Here is a 19,754-nt window from a genome sequence, read left to right as displayed (position 1 = left end):
ACCCCCACCGCCACCCACCACTTGGGAGAGGTCCGCCTCACCACCATCACCGCCGATGCCGACCAGCACACTGGCGGCCAGCGCCACGCTCGAACCGGCCATCAGGTTGATCGCGGAGGCAACGGCGAGCGCCAAGGGCCGCCGGGGAAAGCGCGATGCACCGTGTGTCGAGTAACGGAAGGTCATGGTGATCTTTATCTGAGTTGGAGGAGCCAAACCTGATCGTCTCGGCGGTAAGCCCGTCGTCAAACGTCGGATCTAGTTCGCCGCTTTGCAATCTGTCGACATGGGATCAACCTTGCAATCTATCACGAAATGTAATTATTTTGACAGCCACGCGGCGTTGACCGTGTGCGGCGTCATGCAATAGCATCTGTTGCATGAGAAGAGACAGCAAGCTTTCCGGCGTCCTGCACGTTCTGCTGCATATGGCCGAGCACCCCGGTCCCATGACCTCCGACGACCTGGGCCGCGTGATGCAGACCAACCCCGTGGTGATCCGCCGCATCATGGCCGGCCTGCGCGAGCAGAGTCTGGTCCGCTCCGAAAAAGGCCATGGCGGCGGATGGTCGATCTCGTGCGATTTCAACGACGTCACGCTGCGCGACATCTACGACGCCCTGGGCGCGCCCGAGATCTTCGCGATGGGCAACCGCAGCGAGTCCCCCGGCTGCCTCGTCGAAGAGGCGGTGAATGCGTCACTGGACGGCGCATTCGAAGAGGCACAACGACTGCTTCTGCAACGCCTCGGCCAGGTTACGCTGGCCGCACTCAGCCGCGACTTTCACGCGCGCATGGTCGAACGTGGGCAGGCTTTCGACCCGCAGGCCGTGCACGAGGCGTGATCGCCCCCTACTCCCACGGCTGGCGCCACGCCATCAATGCGGCCTCGACGTGCGCGATCTCGGCCGGCGACATGCCGGCTTCTTCGTAGAACCGCTGGCGCTCGCGCACCACGTCCAGGACGCGGCCGATAATCGATCTGGCGGCGGCTTCCGACCGGAGTCCGAAACGCCGGTACTCGGTCAGGCAATTGGCAAAGGTGCTGTCGCGGCCGTCGGCGCCGATATGCAGGTAATGGCGGGCCGACCCTTCCTGGGTCACCACATCAAACAGCGGCGACATCCGGTAGGTGAGCGCCCCGTCGTCTTTCAGGAAGCCCACGTTCTTCAGGTGATCGTCCGTGTTGTGGACGGCAACGTTCAGAACCATCCGCGCATATAGTTCCAGCAGGTCCTGCACGGGATTCGACGAGATGCGGCGCGCCACGTCGGCCAGGCGCGCGTAGGAATACGTGGCCTTGCCGCGCGGCCCGTCCAGTTCGCGCTTGCCGATGTGCACGGACGGGCTGATCAGGGAGGCGCCGCTCAGGAAGTGCCGCCGAGCGATGACCGGGTCCGCGCCGTGTTGAACCGGCAATAGCTCGCGGTCGAACCGGTGCGTCAGCAGCACGGCGCCCAGGTGGGTTTGCGCCAGGCGGATCTCCGGAACGTTCAGCCCGATGGCGCGGGCCATTTGCAGGTTGGCGTACTCCACGCGCTGGCGATCATAGGACTCGCCCCTGCGGGGAAACTTGGCAATCCACATCTCGCCTTCCGCGTCCCGCACGATCGTCTTGGGACGCGCGCCGCCGATATCCCACGAACTGCCCAGGATGTCTCGGTACAGCCCCTTGGGCTTAATGCCCTGATCGATGTCCGTCAGCAGGTCCGCCAGCGACTCCAACTGGCTGACTTCAGGCAGCCGGTAGGTCTTGCGCATGTTGGGCGTCAACTGGCGGGCGCTGAAAAAGAGCGCCCCCACGCCCATGCCGCGGCCTTTGAGCAAGACCTCGTTCTCCGTCACGCGGGCGCCCGCATTGTCGACGCGCATCACATTGCGGCCCCAGGCATCCGGCGCCGCGTCGAAAATGGCCCCTAGCGTTTGATAGCGGCTTTCGGTCCGGAAAGTGGTCGTGGCGTCAGTCAGGGGCAGATTGAGCGGATCCAGCGAAAACGCGCGCGGATCGTTCACGTAGGACTGCACGTACGTGAATTCGGCGAAGAAGTGGTTTTCGTCGGTGTCGTCCAGAGTCAGGATCCCGGCCAGCACGGCCTCACCGCGGATATCCACGTAGACGAAGAGCTCGCTTTCGACGGTTTTATGCTTTTTGGCTGGCACGATGTCGACCGCCGCGCTACAGGCTGGAAGGATCGGCGCGATGCGAATGCCGCGCCTTGCCGCTGCCCCGGGCAGGCCGGCGCATGGCGTCCAGACGCTTGCCGACGCCATCGAGGTCGGGTTCGCCCAGCGCGAATACCTGGTCACCAAAGCCGTACTGCAGCAAGGCCTCTAACGCGAGCGCCAGGGACACGCCGCCATCGCCGCTTTCAAGCCGGTTGATGGTCGCGCGCGACACCCCCATGCGGCTGGCCAATGTGGCTTCGGTTTCGTTGCGGCGCAAACGCGCGGTGCGGATGTGCGCGCCAAGGCGAACCAAGGCCTCGGCCGCCTCGAAACTGGGCTCGATCTTCTTTTTCATGACGCAATAATAGCGCTGTAAACGCGTTAATGCATCATTAATGAGTCAAGCTATCGATGTAAATTGCCTCATTAATGGTACATAGATGCAAATTATGCGCCATTAATGAGGCAAATAATGTATTCAGGTTTGACTTTTACCGTATCACGGCCTGATCCAGCCGTAAGGCCGCCCGCGCAGTGTCCAGGGTGACGCGCGCTCCGAGCGGCAGCGTCAGGTTGGGCTCGCCGTGTCCGCTTGGCCAGCCGGCCAGAACAGGAATGCCGCGTGCGCCAAACTGCTCGAGCAATAGCGGATACAACAGGCTTTGCGCCTGCGCGTCGTCCAGGTTCGTCCCGGCGATGCGGGTGAAACTGCCCACGACCACGCCCTTGACGCCGTCGAACTTGCCCGCGGCCGCCACCTGGCTCAATAGCCGGTCCACGCGTGGCAGCGCCTCGTTGACGTCCTCGAAAAACAGGATCGCGTCGCGGGTGTCGATCTCATGGCGGGAGCCGATCAGCGCGGCGATGAGGGCCAGGTTGCCGCCGATCAGCCGCCCGCTGGCCGTGCCTGCGACCAGCTCCACCGCACGCGTGTCCGGCGGAGGTTGAATCCAGGCCCCCTGCCCAATCTGCCCGGAAAGCATGGCCAGCAGATGGGATTCAGTGGGCTCGCGCTTGCCCGCGACCAGATCCTGCGCCAGCATCGGCCCATGAAACGTCACAAAACCGGCGTGGCGCTGCATGGCCAGATGCAGGGCCGTGATGTCGCTATAGCCGATGAAGGGCTTGGGATTCTGGCGCAGCAAATCGAAGTTGAGCTTATCCAACAGCCGCCATGAGCCAAAACCGCCCTGCAGGCACCACACCGCGCCGATATCCGGCGCGGCAAACGCGGCATGCAGGTCGTCCAGACGCTGCGCGTCGGTACCGGCCAGGTATTCATAGGGGGCGTCGAGCCGCGTACGCGATGCCGGCATGATCAACGGAACGAAACCGCGGTCTTCCAGCCACTCGGCGGCAAGGTCGCTGGCGTTTGGGGCCGCCGACGCCGGCGCCACGATGGCGACCTTGGCGCCGGGCCGCAGTGCGGGCACAGGCGCGGCTGCCGGTTTCGCGTGCGAAGGCGGGGGCGCAGTGTCGCGCCGTGCTGCGGCATTCGGCGAGGCGTTCGGCGAGCCTCGCCGCCCCCCTGCGCATCCCGCCAGCCCCAAGCCGGCCAGGCACAGCGCGCCCGCGTTCAACAACATCCGCCGGCGTCCGGCGTCCGGGCGCCCGATATCCGCATACCCGGCATCACCCCGCGGCCCCATTTGAGGATTCGGTCCGACCACGGGATCGGCCATCTGGAAGCTGGTGGGTCGACGCATCAGAATCGCTCGTACTCCAGCCGGTAGCGCCATTGCCCGGCAGCCAGGCCGGCCATCGGCAAGCGCCCGATCCGCAGACGCCGCAACGCCAGCAAGCGCAGACCCGCGGCCTCGCATACGGCTTCAATGAAACCCGGCATCGGCGACTTCAGCGCAAAACGCAGGTGGCTTTCGTTCTGCCAGCTCACTTTCATCGGCGTGGCGGCGCGGCCTTCGTACGCCATGCCGCGCTGCATGCGGGCGAGGTCCGCCTCGCTCAACTGGCCTTCGACATGCGCGATGTATTCCTGCTCCACATGGCGGCCCTCCTCCACCAGCTTGCGAGCTACCGCGTACTCCTGGGTGTAGACGACCAGACCGCTGGCAGCGCGCTCCAGGGGCGTCACCAGCTTGAGGCCGTTGAACATGCGCTTCAGGTAGCGCTGGCCGGATCGGTCGCCGGGCATCAGGTTCTCGGGCAGGATAAGGTCCAGCGCGGAACCCCGCTGGTCGTCGGCGTACATGCCGGCCGGCTTGTGGACCAGCACGGTGACCGGACGGCCTTCTTCGAGCCGCGCGCCGGGCATCAGGCTGACCGCTTGCGACGGTCCGACCCGCAAACCCGGCTCTTCCTGCACCTTGCCGTCGACGGTCACCCAACCGCCTTCGATGTAGCGTTCGGCATCGCCTCGGGAACACGGCAGCTCGGCCGCGAGCCGCTTGGCCAGGCGATCGGTGTTTGGGGCGGCCGGGGTTCTCGCGGGGCGGGCGGCGCGGGCTGGCGATGCAACGTCTTTGACCGGGCCACCCGATCGGAAGCCGGTGCTGCGCGGGCTGGCCGCGCTGCCGGCGTTGTCGCCCTTCTCGCCCCTGCTGACGTTGCCAGGCTTTGCGCCGCGGGGTTTCATGCCGGGCTTGGCCGGTTGATTGGCTCGGCCAGCGCCGGGGCCTCTGGCGGGACGGCCGGTGCCTTCACTGCCAGAGCGCTCGGGGCGTCCGGAAGTCGCATTTCGCGCGGGCCGGTCCGCGTCGGACCCGCGCGGGTTGGAGCCTGCCGGGTCTCGCTGGTACGGCTTGCTCGTCGCAGCGGACCCGTCCGATCTCGTCGGACGTCCGCTGCGGTTTGCCGTAGCGCGCTTCGCGGGGCGAGAGGTCAGGCTGAGCGTGCCGGGCTTGGTGGGCCGCATGGTGTTGCTCATCGTCCCCCCTCCTGGTGCATCGGATTGAAGCGATAAAGGAAAAGGTCAGGCGCGCCTGCGGGCGCCTCGGTTAAAAGCTTTGTCATCGGTGTTGCCGGGTATTGCGAAAAGCGGGCCACATGGCCCGCACCTTGAGACGGATGTTACGCCCTTTTCTGCTGCGATCCGTCGGGATGGTCTGCGTCCAAGGCCGCCTCGTCCGGATAGACGTCCGCCGGTGGCGGCACCTCATCGATCCAGGCCTTGAGCAGCGTCGACGTCACCGCCAGAATCACCGGGCCGATGAACAATCCGACGATGCCGAAGGCGAACATGCCGCCCAGCACGCCTGACAGGATCAGCAGCATCGACAGGTTCACGCCCCGCTTGATCAGCATCGGCCGCAGCAGGTTGTCCAAGGTGCCAACCACGATGGCCCAGACCAGCAGCACGGCGGCCGCAAGCTTCATATCGTTCTGGAACAGCCAGGCAACCCCGCCCAGCATCGGCAGGAACGGGCCAAGCTGCGCCAAGCACAGCATCACCATGAGCGCAGTCAGCACCCCCGCGGCCGGCACGCCCGCAATCCACAGCCCGATACCGCCCAACGCCGATTGCACCACTGCGGTGACGACGATGCCCAGTGCCACCGCACGGATCGCAGAGGCGGCCAGCCTGATCGCGGCCACGCCCCGCTGGCCGGCAAGCCGGTTGGCAAACCGCCGCGCAAGATCCGCCGCGGCGTCGCCCTTGCTGTATAGGATGCCGGCAATGATCACGGTGATCAGCATGTGCATCACGAACACGCCAACGATCGCGGCGTGACCCAGCAGCCAGTGCGCGGCGGTGGTCAGGTACGGTTCAATGCGCGCCAGCAGCCCGCCCGCGCCGGCGTCGGACAGCGTCTGCCACTCCTGGGCGATGCGAGGGCCGGCCAGCGGAATGTTGCCAATCCACGCGGGAGGCGCCAGCAGCGCATAGTCGGGCAGGCTCTTGACCGCCGCCATGATGGCGCCGCCATGCAACGCCAGCGTCGAGATCGCTTGATACAACGGCAGCACGATCACGAACAACAGGATGAAGAGCATTGCCACGGTGGCCAACCAGCGCCGCCCGCCGCAATGCCGCTGAATCGAAAGCAGCACCGGCCAAGTGGCGACCACGATGGTCGTGGCCCAGATCAGCCCAGGAAGAAAGGGACGCAGGACGTACAGGCTGCCGACCATCAAGGCCAACAGCATGACGATGACAAGAAGAACCCGGGCGATGTCGACAGACTGGCGTGGTATCACACGCGGCTCCTGGCGGGGCTGCCGCCCCGAATTGCGGTGGATGCGGACCGAGCGGCGCCCGTCCTGCCAGCCATCGCAATCAGTCGAATGTATCCGAAATCGGCGTGAACTTGAATGGGAACGTTACTTGCTCGGCTTGCCGCTGCGACCGGCCGGGTTCGCCGGTCCGGGGCGCAGGTAAAAACTGTGGAGGTGTGCCATGAAAAACATGGCTTTCGCTGGCGCTTTGCTGGCACTCGTGTTGAGCGGCTGCAGTTACATGGATTCTCAACGCGCCGACGGATCGCGCGCCACGCGCGCGACCCATTCCGACCCCGCCAATTACCATCGGTCCAATTTTGGCGAGCCCGACAATGAACCGTTCCAGGGTGTCTATCCGGGCCACTAGGTCCGCCCAAGGGCCAACCGTGACGAGAACAGGGCGCAGGGGCTACGAGACGCCCAGCATCGTGCGGAACCGGCTGCGGATCGCGCCGGCATAAGCCCAGCACCAGACCGCGAGGGCCAGCATCGCCACGGTGAAGTAGGCGCGTGCGCCCTCCGGCACAGGATTCATCTGCGACAGGGTCAGGAAGGGTTCGAAGCCGATGAAGTCGGTGGCCGCCAATGTGCTGAAAATCAGGGCCAGCACCGGGCCGGTGAATCGAGGGCGCTCTCCCCGCGTCTGGGGATTGGCGAGAAAGCGCCAATGTAACCAGCGCACAAGTTGGATGCCCACGGCGATCAGGGGAATAAGGAGCGCAAGCTGTAGCACCAGCAGCGCCAGAATGACTTGAGTAGGAAGCATGCGCGGATTTTAATCGGATCCGCCGTGACGGCTGGTCTACGCTACCTTGATCTATGCCGCCTTGGCCTACGTCCCCAACTGAAAGGCCCGCCAGCCGGAGCCCGCGCTGGTCAGCCATTCCTGCACGTATTGCAGGCTCAAGGCGATGGACAGGGCCTCGCCCTGAAACAGCACATCCGGCTGCGCGCGGAGCCAGTTGAAGTCATCGATTCTGCGGATGTCCTGCGCCAATACCTTCAGCCCTTGACGGGAGGCCTGCCCGAGCAGGCTGAAAAAGCGTTCCTGCAATGGGCGGCGGGTGCAGATGCCTTCTGGAATGCCGACCCGCAGCCCGATGGCGCGAAGCGTGCCGAACTGGACTTGTGGCGAAGGCAGCAGCCGCACGCGTAACGCGGGCCGCAGTTCCTGGTAGCCGTTAAAAAGCGTGGCGCCTTGCGCAAGACGATCGCTGAGGGGGACGTTGTACGTAACCTTGGCGCACGGATAGATGGGCTGGCTGGGATGCGCTTCTTGCGGCGTTTCGCGCAGTTGGTCGCCTGCCACGGCGCCAATGCGAAGATCCTGGCATAGCTGCTGCGGAAGCAGAATGTCGGCGTTGACGTTGAGCGGATGATCCATGGACAGCGTTGCCAAGCAGCCTGCGGCGCGGAAAACACGTCCTGCGCGGCGCAAGGCGTCTGCCGAGGCGGCATTGGCAAGCAGCGCGGGGATGTGACCGCTGCGGCCGCCGACCAGCGCCATTTCGCGGACGACACCTTTGGCGTCCAGCACGGGTTGGATTCGTAACGGCTCGCTGACGAGTGAGGCGGATTCGGCCTGGTTGATAGCGTTCATAAGCGGACGAGTTTATGGATCGCCATTACACAAACCAATCGTAAAAGTACGATTTGCTTGGTCGTTTGCCCCGTCATTGGCGTATTTTCAAAATATTCTTATATCCGCCGAGTTGGGCCCTACCTACGATGGGCGCATGCCTGTCAAGGAATCCAACACCCTCGCGCCAGACGTCCAGCCAGTCCCCCGAGCCCCCACGCTGCTCCTGCATCTTTTCGCCGCCGCGTTGCTTGCCTGCATCGCGGCGGCCGCTGCATTTCTGCTTTACTGGTCGTTTACCAGCTCGGTTTCCACTTACCGCCGGCAAATGAACGCCGCCGCGTACAACGCGCAGATCTTCTTCGATCAGCGCGAGTCGCTGCTTCGCTCGCTGGCGTCCAGCCTGGTCCGCAATACCGATGCCGCGCCCGCCTCCGAAACCCCACGGCACTTCGGCAACACCGGGCAGATCAACGTCTTTCCCCTGCACGAAGAACCAAACGCCTACGACTGGGCATTGATTCTCACCCCGCGCGACCTCAACGACATTGCGTTCGCGCACACCCAACTGCTGTTCAGTTCCATCCGCAATGGCCAGACCACGTACGTCGCGCCGCGCCCCGGTCAACGCGCAAGTCTGGACGACGCCGCGCAATCCTGGATCGCACGCGAGCTCGCCATGGCGGATCCCAACGCGGCGCACGGCGGGCAAAATGCCATCACCTGGCTCAAGCCGCCCCTGCACAACGCCAATCCGCTGTACCTGTACACGCCCGTCGATTCCTCCGCGCCCCGCGCGGGGTGGATCGGCCTCGAACTCGGCGACATCAACGCGGCCATCGACCTGTCTTCCCTGCGTGGCGGCAGCTACATCCTGCATGATCAGGATGGTGCGCCCGTGCTGCACAGCCCGGACGACCCGCAAATCCTGGCGGGCTTGAGCCGGCACGCCGGACGCGAGGACGCGTTCGGCTGGTGGGGCCCGGGCCTCTTGCCCCGCTACGTCGTTCTCAGCAAATCGGTCGGCGAAGACGGCTGGCGGCTTGTCTACTACACGCCGGTCAGCCGGATCCTGGGCGACGCCGCCTACGCCATCCAGGCCACGCTGGGCGGTGCGCTCCTGCTTTGCGCGGCCGTCATCTTCGGCATACGGTACATCCGCAAGAAACTCGTCGCCCCCGCCTTGCGCCAATACGAAGCCCTGGCCGAAAGCGTTTCGCTGAATCGAAGACTGGTCGAAGTCGCGCCCGTGGGTCTGTGCCTCTTGCGCCGTGCCGACGGCATGCCGCTGCTGTCAAACGAACTCGCGCGGGATTGGCTGCTGGAAGATCCGTCGCTGTTGGCCCGGCTGCTGTCCGAAGACGGCCATTGCACCGAACGCGAGTACGCCCTGGACGACGGCCGGTGCCTCTACCTGACGTTCGCCCCGATCACCTACCGCGCCGAGGACGTCATCCTCTGCGGCATCAACGACATCACCGCGTTCAAGCGGGTCGAGCATTCCATTACCCAGGCAAAGCTGCACGCCGACGCCGCGAACCACGCAAAGACGGTGTTCCTGACCACCATGAGCCACGAGATCCGGACGCCGCTGTTCGGCATTCTTGGCACGCTCGAGTTGCTTGGCCTTACCGCCATGGACAGCCAGCAGCAGCAATACCTGCAAACGATGCAGCAGTCTTCGGCAACCTTGCTCAGCTCCATCAACGACACGCTCGACCTGTCGCGCATCGAGGCCGGCTACCTGAAGCTCGAAACCTCGGAGTTTTCGCCGGTTCAGTTGCTGGATAGCGTGATCGGAACCTATGCGGCACGCGCCGACGCCAAGGGACTGCTCCTGCACGCCCTGGCCGACGTGGCAGCACCGGCGCGGGTCCTGGGCGACGCCACCCGCGTTCGCCAGATCCTCAACAACCTCGTCAACAACGCCATCAAGTACACCGGTTCGGGCCAGGTGGTGTTGCGCCTGCAAACACTCGGCCAGGATGCGCATTTCGCCACCTTGAAGTTCCAGGTGGCGGATACCGGCATGGGCATCTCGGCGAAGCACCACGCGCGCCTCTTCGAGCCCTACTACCGTGCTGAAACCGGTTCCAACCAGAATGTCCATGGCACCGGTCTCGGGCTTGCCATATGCCGGCGGCTGTCAGAGATGATGAGCGGAACACTCAGCGCCGTCAGCGAACCCGGCCTGGGCACCAGCATGTCGCTCATCCTGACCCTGCCGCGGGTCAACGGCGCACATGCGGACCTGGGCGTACGGCTGGATCCCAGGCCGGTCTTCGTGCGGGGCGCCAACAACGAGCTGGTCGCCAATCTGTGCCAATGGTTGCGTCACTGCGGCGCGTGGGCAATGCCCTACAAGGCCACCTTGCATGGCCGGCGCCAAGGCGGCGTCCTGGTGGAAACCTGGTCACGCGATCTGACGCCGGCCGCCTGGAGCGGCGCCCGGGTGTTTGCACAACCGCCGGGCGTCCAGCCGCGGCCTACTCGAAACACCTGGACGGCCGACAGCCATAGCCTGGCCAGCATCATCGCGGCAGTCCGCCTGGCGCAGGACAGCGTCGCCACCAAGGCGCCAGCCGCGCTGGAGCCGTCGCGCGACGCGCTCGACATGCACCTGCTCGTCGTCGAGGACAACCCGGTCAGCCGGCAGATCTTGAGAGAACAGCTTGAACACCTGGGCTGCACGGTGGTCATGGCGGCAGACGGCAACGACGCGTTGGCCCTGCCCGAACTTCCTGATTTCGACGCCATCCTGACTGACCTGCACATGCCCGAGCTGGATGGCTACGCGCTCACCCGCGCACTGCGACGGCAGGGCTACACCCGCCCGATCGTGGGCATCACCGCCAGTGCATTCACCGAGGACTTGCAGCGCAGCAAGGATGCCGGTATGAACACCGTGCTGCTCAAACCGTTGCCAATCGCCGCGTTGTGCCAGGCGCTAATGCCCTTTAAGGAAGCCGCATGACGAGAAAGCTCTCGGAGTACCGGGTCCTGATCGTGGACGATCATCCGTTTCAATGCGTTCACCTCGCCGATCAGCTCGCGTCGGCCGGATTTGGCCCGGCAGACGTGGCGCCATCCGCCGAGACCGCCCTGGCCAAGATCGCGCGGCAGCCGTATCACCTGGTGCTGATCGACCTGAACATGGCCGGCATGGATGGCGTGCAGTTCATCGACCGGCTCGCCCGGCAGCAACGCCCTCCCAGGCTGGCAATCGTGTCGGCCTGTCTACCCCGCATCATCAACAGCGTCGCCATGATGGCCAAGGAAAAGGGGCTTGCCGTGCTGGGCTCATTTTCCAAGCCCTTTACCCCGCACCACGCCTCCCAACTGGCCAGCCTGCTTTGCCGCGACCAGTTGGCGCCACCGCGCGTCCGGCGCCTGACGAGCCCCGCGCTGGACCGAGCCTCGATCGAGGACGCGCTGCAACAAGGGCACCTGCAAGCCTGGTTCCAACCCAAGCAATCGCTCACCAGCGGGCGAATCGTCGGCGCCGAAGCGCTTGCGCGGTGGCTGCACCCAGCATTAGGCTGCCTGTCGCCCGATACGTTTCTCGCCGCCGTGCGCGGGCACGGGCTGGACAAGGCGTTGCTGCGGTGCATCCTTGAAGACGCCCTGAACGCGCACCTGAACTGGCGCCGGATGGGCTTTCGAGTACCCGTTTCCGTCAACCTGCCCACTCAGTTTCTGGACGACCCGGATCTGCCTGACGAACTCGAGGACCTGGTGGTAAATAAGGGGGTGGCGGCGCCCGAAATCACCTTCGAGCTACTCGAGGACGAGACACCGGCCATACAAGGCCAATACTATATGGGGGCCAGCCGGTTGCGATTGAAGGGTTTCGGGTTGGCGCAGGACGACTTTGGCCGAGGTTACAGCTCCATGTACAGCCTGATTTCGACGCCATTCACCGAACTGAAGATCGATCGCGCCTTTGTCAGCGGCGCGGCCCATGACGAAAGCCAGGCGGCAGCGCTCGTGTCGTCCGTGCAGCTTGGCCGGCAACTGGGCTTGCAGGTGACCGCCGAAGGCGTCGAGACGGCCCACGACCTTGCTTTTCTTGGGCGCATCGGTTGCGACTGCGCACAAGGGTATTTCATTTCGGCCGCCGTCGGCCCCGATCGCTTCAGCCAGCTTCTCGCCAGCGCGCGGCAGGCCACGAACCCTGTGCAACGGTAAGAGCCGGCCATGCGAAAGCCCGATACTCCGTTTGCCCGGATCACCCGCACGTCTCGCTGGCTGAATTTTGCCCTGTTCGGCATCCTGCCCTTTGCGCTGGTCCTGATTGGCGCGCTTTATTGGGGACTGAACCGCATCGTCGATCAGGAGCGCGATCGCCTCAAGCTCGATTTCTCCATCCTGGTCGGCTACATCCAGGCGCAGGAGCAATTCCTGGGCAAGCTTCGGGCCCACAACGCGTCGCTCCCCGCCGAAAGCCTGTCTACGACGATCAACCTGCATGCGACCGATGTGCCGGAGCGCTTCGGCATGCAGCTCTTCGAAGGACAGCACACCTATGCGGAAATGGCGTTCTCGCTGGCGTGCGAGCAGGCGTCGGACTGCCCTACCGCCGGACGCCGGCTAGCAAACCTGGGCGGTTTCGTGGCCGACTTCTATTCAAGCTTCTGGGCGGCGTCGTACTACCCCGCCTCCACGATCTTCCTGGTCAACCAGGCTGACAGCATCAGCATGAGCGTGCCTGCCGTCGGCGCGGTGTCGGGGTATGAGCGCCTGAGCCCCGCCGCTTTCCTGGCCGTCACGGACGCGGTCAGAACGGAATTGCGCCGTCTGCAGACGGTGCGCCAACGTCTCATCGAGCAAGATCTTCCCGGAAATCGCGAAACGCCGGGATCCAAGCGCGTGCATTGGTTCCGGTCGGAGGCGCTTGCCGGCAGCATGCTGGGCATCATCTACGCCGACATGCCGCAGTCGGTCTGGTCCACGGGACAGGACGGAACGTCCGCCGTCTACGCGACCACGCAATTCAATCACCAGCGGATCAACATCTTTGAAAAGACGCTGCGCAAGCCGCTGCATGGCGGATTCTGGCTGACCCACCGCAGCGAAGGGCTGCTGCTGGGCGAGCCTCCTGGCCCGGCCGCGTCCAAGGACGGCCTTGAATACACGGCAGAAGGCATCGTGCTGCGCATCACGGACCCGTCGGGCGTGTGGACCGGCACCTATCGCGTCAGTTATGGCGCTTTCTTCCAGGACAACCTCTGGCTGCCGGCCATCGCCGGCCTGCTGCTGTTGCTCAGTCTTGGCACCGGCATCGTGTCCTCGCGCTGGTACAGCCGCCACGTCATTGCCCCGGCGTCAAACGCCCAACGCGACATCGTCGAAAAGGAAGAATTCAGCCGCACGTTAATCGAGACCGCGCCCGTGGCGCTGTGTGTGCTGGCGCGACCCGGGGGTGAAGTCGTTTTTGGCAACAGCCTGGCGCTGCAATGGCTGGGCGCCGAGGCCGGCCGGGAACTGGACAATTCGCCGCAGACCAACCTGTTCCTGCGGCAGGTGCTCGGGGCGGCCGGCCCGGGCACGATTGCAAGCTTCCAGTCCACGGATGGACGTCCGTTGTACGTGGCTTATGCGCCCACCCGCTACAACCACCAGGACGTCGTGCTGTGTGCTTTTTCCGACATCAGCGCCCGCGCCGTGATCGAGCAGGCGCTGACAGACGCCAAGCGCGAAGCGGACAAGGCCAGCGAAGCCAAGTCCACCTTCCTGGCCACGATGAGCCACGAAATCCGGACGCCGCTCTATGGGGTGCTGGGCACGTTGCAACTACTGAGCCTCACCACGCTGGACGAGGTACAGCGCCAGCACCTGGATCGCATGCAAAGCTCGTCGGCGATCCTGTTGCAGCTCATCAGCGATGTCCTGGACATCACCAAGATCGAAGCCGGACAGCTCGCGCTGGAATTTTCGGATTTCAATCCGCGCGAGCTGGTGGAAGAATGCACCAACTCCTACGCGGCGATGGCCGAACAGAAGGGGCTGCTGCTCTTTTGCTGCGTGGACGTCGCCGTGCCCGAATGGATGACGGGCGACGCGGTGCGCATCCGCCAGATCCTCAGCAACCTGCTCAGCAACGCCATCAAGTTCAGCGATTCCGGGCACGTGATCGTGCGGCTGACGGTGGCGCAAACGTTGGCCGACAAAACGCATCTACGGCTGCAGGTGGTCGACACGGGCATAGGCATTCCCAAGGAAGGACAGGCGCAGCTCTTTGTTCCCTTCTATCAGATCGACAGCGGCTCGCATACGGTGCGCGGCGCCGGCATCGGCCTATCCATCTGCGCGCGCCTGGCCGGGCTGATGGGCACCAGCATCCATGTCACCAGCGAGCTTGGGCTGGGCAGCAGCTTCTCGCTGGATCTGCCGCTGCAAGTGGCGACGGGCCAGCCTGCCAGTCCGCCCGATCTGAGCAACCTGTGCGTCCATGTCCGAAGCCCGCACCACGAACTATCCGACAACGTCTGCCAATGGCTCAAGCGCTGGGGCGCCAAGGCGGTTCCCGCGCCCTCTCCCCTGCCCGCTGGCGCGCCCGACGACATCCTGGTGGACGTGCTGTATCCCGGCAGCGGCAACCTCCACGACTGGCCCGGCCACCATGTGCTGGCCAGCGCTAGCGCCAAGCCGCCCACCGCCCGTACCGTGCGGGTCATCACCAGCGTCGAGCACATTGCCGCCGGCATGCTGGCCGCGATTCGCGGAGAACATGCATTGACCCCGGAAACCGACATCGGCGCCTTTGCCCCGCTGGGCCTGTCGATCCTGGTCGCCGAAGATAACCCGATCAATCAAGCGACCTTGCAGCACCAGCTTGAACAACTCGGGTGCGAGGTCACCGTGGCGTCAGACGGCTCGGAAGCGCTGATGCTGTGGGGGCTTACGCGTTACGACGTGGTTCTGACCGACGTGAACATGCCACGCATGAACGGCTATGAACTCGTGAAAGCGTTGCGGGCCCAGGGCGCCACCATTCCCGTCATCGGTTTCACCGCCAATGCCATGCGCGAAGAAGAAGAGCGTTGCCTGGCTGCGGGCATGACGTCGTGGCTGGTCAAGCCGATCAGTCTATCCACGTTGCGCCGGCATCTGCAGGGAACCGGCACGCCATCGGCCGACATTGCCGAAGCCGCGGCGCAGCCGCGGGCATCCCGGCAACCCGATCCCGCGCCGGCCGTCCCGGAAAAATACCGCGCACTGTTCGTCAGCACGATGGAAACCGACATCGCGCAGATGGTCCGGGCTCTGGAGATGAACGACCAGCGCCTGCTCGGCCGCACGCTGCATCGGATGCGCGGCGCGTTGAGCGTCATGCAGATGACAGCCATTACCGAACGTCTGGAGGCGTTGGAAGACCAGTTGCGCAACGCGGGCCTGGGCTCAGCGGCCCAGGCGGAGGGCCACGCGGTTGTGAGACTGCTGCGCGACACGCTGGCGAAGCTCTAGCCTACAAAATTTAGCCTTCGATCAGTCCGCTTGTTGGGATGGCGGCGACGGGCTTTCGAAGCTTGTCTATGTATCAGGTGTGTTGCCGACGGTAGATTCTGCGGCTTTCGCAATAGCCCTGGCAGCCCGTTTGGCGCGTTTTTCTGCCTGCAGCCCAACCGCTTCTCCTCGCCTTTTCAGTGGAGTTTGAACATAAAATGCTCACCGACGGAAGTACCGAAAATCGTGGCGCTCTCAGCCTGGTGGGGCCAGCCATGGACCGGCTTCCCCGCGCCGTGTCGCAGTCCGGGCACCCGGGTACACCAGGCTCATTCGATCATCAACACGATGGCGGGACCATGATGAAGCTTTCGTCCGATCAGGATGTGCGGATCATCGTCGCCGACGACCATCCCATCATTTCCCTCGCGCTTGCGGATTCCCTGAACGAGGTGCCGGGGTTCACGGTGGTCGCCACGGCGCGCTCGGGCCTCGAACTCGTCACTGCCGTGCAGGATCATCCCTGCCATCTCATCGTCACCGACTTTTCAATGGCCGCCCGGTCCGCGGACGAAGACGGCTTGCGCCTGATTGAACGGCTGCAGCGCCTGTTCCCGGAAATTCCCATCGTGGTCTTCACGATGCTGTCCAACAGCGGCATTCTGAACCAGCTGCGCCAGGTCGGCGTGGCGGGCATCGTCAGCAAGGAAGAGCCGATCGACGAACTGGTGTCCATCTGCGTCCGCGCGCTGAGCGAAAGCGGTCCGATCCTGTCAAACAGCATCAGCCAGCGGCTCAGCCAGAACGATGTAACGATGGGGCGCGCAAGCAAGGCCAAGGGCCTGTCGCCCAAGGAACTTGAGGTGGTCCGGATGTTTGCGCAGGGGCTTTCCGTCACCGAGATCGCGCGGCGCCTTCACCGGTCGGTGGCAACCATCGGCACGCAAAAACAGTCGGCCATGCGCAAGCTGAACATCGAAACCAACGCCGAGCTGCTCCGGTACGCCGACGAGCAAGGTTTTTCCTGAGGGTCTGCAAAGATGCCCCGGACGATTCCTCTTTCGGGGCATCTTTTACGCCACTTCCCAGTGCTGTCACGCATCCCGTCGTACGGGGTCGCGGACTGCCAGTTGCGCGTCGGCTACCGCGTTATTCGGAACGCTCGGCTTCCGCCGGGTCCTGTTGATGCGGCGACGGCGCTGGCCGAGACGTTTCCTGAATCGCCAGCAAGCGATTGGCCAGGTCGCTGAACTGGGCGTCCCGCGACTTCAATTGCGCCAGCAGATCGTTTACCTGCGCGGACGCGGCGGCCAGGCGATGCGCCATGTCGGATTCTCGCGCCTGGCTGGCCTGAAGCGCATTGGCGGCGGCGACGGCTTCGGTGTGTTGCAGGCGCTGGTCTGACAGCGCTTGCGCCTGCAAGGCTGCCGCCTGCTGGTCCGACGCACGAAGTTGCTCTTGCGCGGCGGCAAGCGCGTCTCGTAGTTGATCTGCCTGCTGCTGGGCGGCAGCCTGGGACGCGTCCAGGCGAGCTTGCAGACGCTTTACGGCTCCGCGCTCTACATCCAGCTCGTTGAGCCACCGCCGCTCGTGGGCGGCGTGGCGGGATTCCAAAGCGGCAATAGCTTGCGCGTGGCGGTCGCGATCCTGTTCTGCGTCTGCCAGCAACGCCTTGTTGGCGCCGCGCGCATCCTCCAGGCTGTCCTGCGTGGCGGCGAGCGCCTTGTCCCGCTGACGCAATTGCGCTTCTGCTGCCTGCAAGCGGGCCTCCGTGGTTGCCAGTTGGGCCGTAGCGACCTTCAGGGCTTCCTGCAGGTCCCGCTCGCGCTCGAGCAATTGCGCTTCGCGCTGTTCCAGCTGTTCGGCCTGCGCTGCGAACCGTTCCCCTTCACTGGCGAGCTCTTCCCAGCGTTCCTGATAGGCCTGGGCCTGTTCTGCCCGAGCCGCGGCCAGCGCCGCTTCCCAGAAATGCGTAGCCGCCTGCGCGATCGGATCAGGCACGGCGGGCGGTGCGGCGAAGGCGCGCGGATCCTGGATGCGGGCGCCCAGCGCGCGGAACCAGGTTTCCAGGTGCGGACTGACCGTATTGGGGGAGCCTCGGCCGATCTTCTGTCGTACGCGCTCGATGGTGGGCCGTGCGCCTTCAAGCAAAAGCGCGTCCGCGGCGGACCAGACGTCTGATTCGGTGATTCCAGTGGCCATGATGATTTTGGGTCGGGTTAACGCGACGGATTAGTCACGATAATGGAACCTTATCGTGACTTGCTGAGAAACGATGTTTTGTATCATACAGCATACGTATGATTTAATACACAACGATCTGGCGGCGCTCCGCTGGGGCTTTGGCGTGAAAAGTGACCGCAGTGGCGGCGCGTTTCGCTGCGCCACCTCTGCAGAATTTTTTTAGCACTTGGGACGGGACTCGGAAGGGACGCGACGCCTAATACGCGCCCCTCACCGTCCCAAATTCGTCCTGGCCAATTCAATCACCTCGTCGCCCCGGCCGTTCATGATGGCCTTCAGCATGTAGAGGCCAAACCCTTTGGCTTGTTCAAGCTTGATCTTGGGCGGAACGATCAGCTCTTGCGCCGAGGTCAGCACGTCGACCAGCACCGGGCCGGGATGGGCCAGCGCTTCCTGCAGGGCGGCATCCAGAAATTCCGACGATTCGACTCGAATGCCTCGGACGCCGACGGCTTCTGCCATGGCGGCGAAATTGGGGTTTGACAGGTCCGTCCCCGTATCCAGGAAACCGGCGGCTTTCATTTCCATGGAGACAAAGCCAAGTGAGCCGTTGTTGAAGACGATGATCTTCACGGGAAGCTGCAATTGGGACAGGGACAGAAAATCTCCCATCATCATCGTGAACCCGCCGTCGCCGGACATGGAAATCACCTGCCGCCCCGGCGCCGCCGCCTGCGCGCCGATCGCCTGGAGCATCGCGTTGGCCATCGAGCCGTGGTTGAAGGAGCCCAGCAGGCGGCGTTTGCCGTTCATGGTGAGGTATCTGGCCGCCCACACGGTTGGCGAGCCGACGTCCGCCGCAAAGATGGCATCGTCATTGGCCAGTTCGTTGATGCGGCGGGCCAGATACTGCGGATGCAGCGGACGGCCTGCCGGCGCCGGTGCGGCCAGGTTGTCGAGTTCCTTGCGGGAATTCCGGTAATGCCGGAGCGCGGCGTCGAGAAAGGCGCTGTCCTGGCGCTCGTCAAGCTGCTCCAGCAACGCGGCGATGGTCTCGCCAACGTCCGCGGCAATGCCCAACGTCAGTGCTGCACGCCTGCCGAGAGCGCTCGGGTCGCGATCGACCTGCACGATCTTTGCGTGCTTGGGATAGAACGGGCGATACGGAAAGTCCGTGCCCAGCATCAGCAGGAGGTCGGCGTTCTCCATCGCGTGGTAGCCGGACGAAAAGCCGATGAAGCCGGTCATGCCAACGTCGTAGGGGTTGTCCCACTCGATGTGTTCCTTGCCGCGCAGCGCATGGATGACGGGCGCCTTGAGCCGCTGGGCCAGCGCGACGACCGCGTCGTGGCTGCCGGCGCAGCCGCTGCCGGCCAGTATCGACACCTTCCCTGCTCCGGACAGCAGATGGACCAGTTCCTGCACCGCCGATGCGTCCGGGCGGATGTGCGGGCGCGCGGGAGGCAACGGCCACGACGCCGGCGCGTCCGATGGCGCGGCCGCGAGCGCCACGTCGCCGGGTATCACCAGGACCGCCACCCCTTGCCTGCCGACCGCCGTGTTGATGGCGCGGGCCAGTATCCCGGGAAGTTGCGCCGGATTGGAGACAAGTTCGACGAATTCGGAGCATTCCTTGAACAGGTCCTGGGGATGGGTTTCCTGGAAGTATCCCAGCCCGATCTCAGACGACGGGATGTGGGCGGCGATGGCCAGCACCGGGACGCGGCTGCGCTGGCAATCGAACAAGCCGTTGATCAGGTGCAGATTGCCCGGACCGCAACTGCCGGCGCATACCGCCAGCGTGCCGGTAATCGCGGCCTCGGCGCCGGCGGCGAATGCGGCGGTCTCTTCGTGGCGGGTGTGCATCCACTCGATCTGGTCCATTCTTCGTAGGCTGTCGTTCAGTCCATTGAGACTGTCGCCCGTCACGCCCCAGATGCGGCGGACCCCCACTTCGGCAAGCACGTTGACGAGATAATCTGCGACGGTTGCGGCCATGGAATGCTCCTTGAAGGAACGCCGCCGGGACACTTACCGCTATGGTTTGGCCCAAGCGCCGGAAGTTGACTTGCGTGCGGAAATCGTAGCACCGCCCCCCACGGCCAAACCTAATGGCCGGATCCCGGCCGCGCCATGCCCACCAGCTAACATGACGGGATTATTTGATCGTTTTATTACCAAAGGGACGGCTATCTGCCATGGG

General features: G+C 64.4%; 16 protein-coding genes. 6 read left to right on the top strand and 10 right to left on the bottom strand.

What is annotated here, in order from left to right; translation table 11 throughout:
• On the bottom strand, positions 1-186 hold a 186-nt coding region (locus AC6LJW_RS04065), incomplete at its 3' end, for a hypothetical protein (protein WP_498086559.1).
• A gap of 194 nt (positions 187-380) precedes the next feature.
• Between AC6LJW_RS04065 and AC6LJW_RS04060 the strand changes: the two genes are divergently transcribed.
• The gene (locus AC6LJW_RS04060; protein ID WP_498086558.1) at positions 381-845 is read left to right on the top strand and encodes an Rrf2 family transcriptional regulator; all 465 of its coding nucleotides are present in this window, start codon (positions 381-383) and stop codon (positions 843-845) included.
• 7 nt (positions 846-852) lie between these two features.
• Here AC6LJW_RS04060 and AC6LJW_RS04055 read toward each other — a convergent pair whose 3' ends face one another.
• The 5 genes from AC6LJW_RS04055 to ydiK form a co-directional block, all read right to left on the bottom strand.
• The gene (locus tag AC6LJW_RS04055) at positions 853-2,160 is read right to left on the bottom strand and encodes a type II toxin-antitoxin system HipA family toxin (protein WP_498086557.1); all 1,308 of its coding nucleotides are present in this window, start codon (positions 2,158-2,160) and stop codon (positions 853-855) included.
• Between the two features lie 16 nt (positions 2,161-2,176).
• The gene (locus AC6LJW_RS04050; protein WP_498086556.1) at positions 2,177-2,521 is read right to left on the bottom strand and encodes a helix-turn-helix transcriptional regulator; all 345 of its coding nucleotides are present in this window, start codon (positions 2,519-2,521) and stop codon (positions 2,177-2,179) included.
• A 136-nt stretch (positions 2,522-2,657) separates the two neighbouring features.
• The gene (locus tag AC6LJW_RS04045) at positions 2,658-3,599 is read right to left on the bottom strand and encodes a S66 peptidase family protein (RefSeq protein ID WP_498086555.1); all 942 of its coding nucleotides are present in this window, start codon (positions 3,597-3,599) and stop codon (positions 2,658-2,660) included.
• Between the two features lie 272 nt (positions 3,600-3,871).
• The gene (locus AC6LJW_RS04040; RefSeq protein WP_498086554.1) at positions 3,872-4,759 is read right to left on the bottom strand and encodes an RNA pseudouridine synthase; all 888 of its coding nucleotides are present in this window, start codon (positions 4,757-4,759) and stop codon (positions 3,872-3,874) included.
• A 434-nt stretch (positions 4,760-5,193) separates the two neighbouring features.
• Entirely contained in the window at positions 5,194-6,321 is a 1,128-nt protein-coding gene (gene ydiK, locus AC6LJW_RS04035; protein ID WP_255357166.1) for an AI-2E family transporter YdiK, read from the bottom strand.
• 199 nt (positions 6,322-6,520) lie between these two features.
• Between ydiK and AC6LJW_RS04030 the strand changes: the two genes are divergently transcribed.
• Positions 6,521-6,709, top strand: a complete 189-nt coding sequence (locus AC6LJW_RS04030; RefSeq protein WP_056561306.1) for a hypothetical protein — start codon at positions 6,521-6,523, stop codon at positions 6,707-6,709.
• A gap of 42 nt (positions 6,710-6,751) precedes the next feature.
• Here AC6LJW_RS04030 and AC6LJW_RS04025 read toward each other — a convergent pair whose 3' ends face one another.
• Entirely contained in the window at positions 6,752-7,108 is a 357-nt protein-coding gene (locus AC6LJW_RS04025) for a hypothetical protein (protein WP_056561304.1), read from the bottom strand.
• Positions 7,109-7,174: 66 nt separating this feature from the next.
• Complete coding sequence (locus tag AC6LJW_RS04020) at positions 7,175-7,942, bottom strand: hypothetical protein (protein ID WP_056561301.1); 768 nt, start codon at positions 7,940-7,942, stop codon at positions 7,175-7,177.
• A gap of 136 nt (positions 7,943-8,078) precedes the next feature.
• Here AC6LJW_RS04020 and AC6LJW_RS04015 point away from each other — a divergent pair, with 136 nt between their 5' ends.
• The 4 genes from AC6LJW_RS04015 to AC6LJW_RS04000 all read left to right on the top strand — a co-directional run bounded on the left by AC6LJW_RS04015 (position 8,079) and on the right by AC6LJW_RS04000 (position 16,395).
• On the top strand, positions 8,079-10,895 hold the full coding sequence (locus AC6LJW_RS04015; protein WP_498086553.1) for an ATP-binding protein: 2,817 nt from the start codon (positions 8,079-8,081) through the stop codon (positions 10,893-10,895).
• Entirely contained in the window at positions 10,892-12,109 is a 1,218-nt protein-coding gene (locus AC6LJW_RS04010; protein WP_498086552.1) for an EAL domain-containing response regulator, read from the top strand. The genes AC6LJW_RS04015 and AC6LJW_RS04010 overlap by 4 nt, the downstream gene beginning before the upstream one ends.
• A 9-nt stretch (positions 12,110-12,118) precedes the next feature.
• Positions 12,119-15,388 (top strand): hybrid sensor histidine kinase/response regulator, encoded by a 3,270-nt coding sequence (locus AC6LJW_RS04005; RefSeq protein WP_498086551.1) that lies wholly within the window; start codon positions 12,119-12,121, stop codon positions 15,386-15,388.
• 338 nt (positions 15,389-15,726) lie between these two features.
• Entirely contained in the window at positions 15,727-16,395 is a 669-nt protein-coding gene (locus AC6LJW_RS04000; RefSeq protein WP_498086550.1) for a response regulator, read from the top strand.
• Between the two features lie 121 nt (positions 16,396-16,516).
• On the opposite strand, the gene AC6LJW_RS03995 is transcribed toward AC6LJW_RS04000, so the two are convergent.
• Together AC6LJW_RS03995 and poxB are read right to left on the bottom strand one after the other, a co-directional pair.
• Positions 16,517-17,569, bottom strand: coding sequence for a DNA-binding protein (locus AC6LJW_RS03995; protein ID WP_498086549.1), 1,053 nt, complete (start codon positions 17,567-17,569; stop codon positions 16,517-16,519).
• 252 nt (positions 17,570-17,821) lie between these two features.
• Complete coding sequence (poxB, locus tag AC6LJW_RS03990; protein WP_498086548.1) at positions 17,822-19,549, bottom strand: ubiquinone-dependent pyruvate dehydrogenase; 1,728 nt, start codon at positions 19,547-19,549, stop codon at positions 17,822-17,824.
• Positions 19,550-19,754: the final 205 nt, after the last annotated feature.

The sequence above is a fragment of the Achromobacter sp. 1012554356 genome, from assembly GCF_059760815.1.
Note: the sequence above shows the minus strand (reverse complement) of the source record. Positions and strands in the feature narration are given on the sequence as shown.

Excerpts from the sequence above, each read along its gene's own strand:
- AC6LJW_RS04060 (WP_498086558.1), top strand. The coding sequence starts at position 381 with ATGAGAAGAGACAGCAAGCTTTCCGGCGTCCTGCACGTTCTGCTGCAT.
- AC6LJW_RS04050 (WP_498086556.1), bottom strand. The coding sequence starts at position 2,521 with ATGAAAAAGAAGATCGAGCCCAGTTTCGAGGCGGCCGAGGCCTTGGTT.
- AC6LJW_RS04040 (WP_498086554.1), bottom strand. The coding sequence starts at position 4,759 with ATGAAACCCCGCGGCGCAAAGCCTGGCAACGTCAGCAGGGGCGAGAAG.
- AC6LJW_RS04030 (WP_056561306.1), top strand. The coding sequence starts at position 6,521 with ATGAAAAACATGGCTTTCGCTGGCGCTTTGCTGGCACTCGTGTTGAGC.
- AC6LJW_RS04025 (WP_056561304.1), bottom strand. The coding sequence starts at position 7,108 with ATGCTTCCTACTCAAGTCATTCTGGCGCTGCTGGTGCTACAGCTTGCG.
- AC6LJW_RS04020 (WP_056561301.1), bottom strand. The coding sequence starts at position 7,942 with ATGAACGCTATCAACCAGGCCGAATCCGCCTCACTCGTCAGCGAGCCG.
- AC6LJW_RS04015 (WP_498086553.1), top strand. The coding sequence starts at position 8,079 with ATGCCTGTCAAGGAATCCAACACCCTCGCGCCAGACGTCCAGCCAGTC.
- AC6LJW_RS04010 (WP_498086552.1), top strand. The coding sequence starts at position 10,892 with ATGACGAGAAAGCTCTCGGAGTACCGGGTCCTGATCGTGGACGATCAT.
- AC6LJW_RS04005 (WP_498086551.1), top strand. The coding sequence starts at position 12,119 with ATGCGAAAGCCCGATACTCCGTTTGCCCGGATCACCCGCACGTCTCGC.
- AC6LJW_RS04000 (WP_498086550.1), top strand. The coding sequence starts at position 15,727 with ATGATGAAGCTTTCGTCCGATCAGGATGTGCGGATCATCGTCGCCGAC.
- AC6LJW_RS03995 (WP_498086549.1), bottom strand. The coding sequence starts at position 17,569 with ATGGCCACTGGAATCACCGAATCAGACGTCTGGTCCGCCGCGGACGCG.
- poxB (WP_498086548.1), bottom strand. The coding sequence starts at position 19,549 with ATGGCCGCAACCGTCGCAGATTATCTCGTCAACGTGCTTGCCGAAGTG.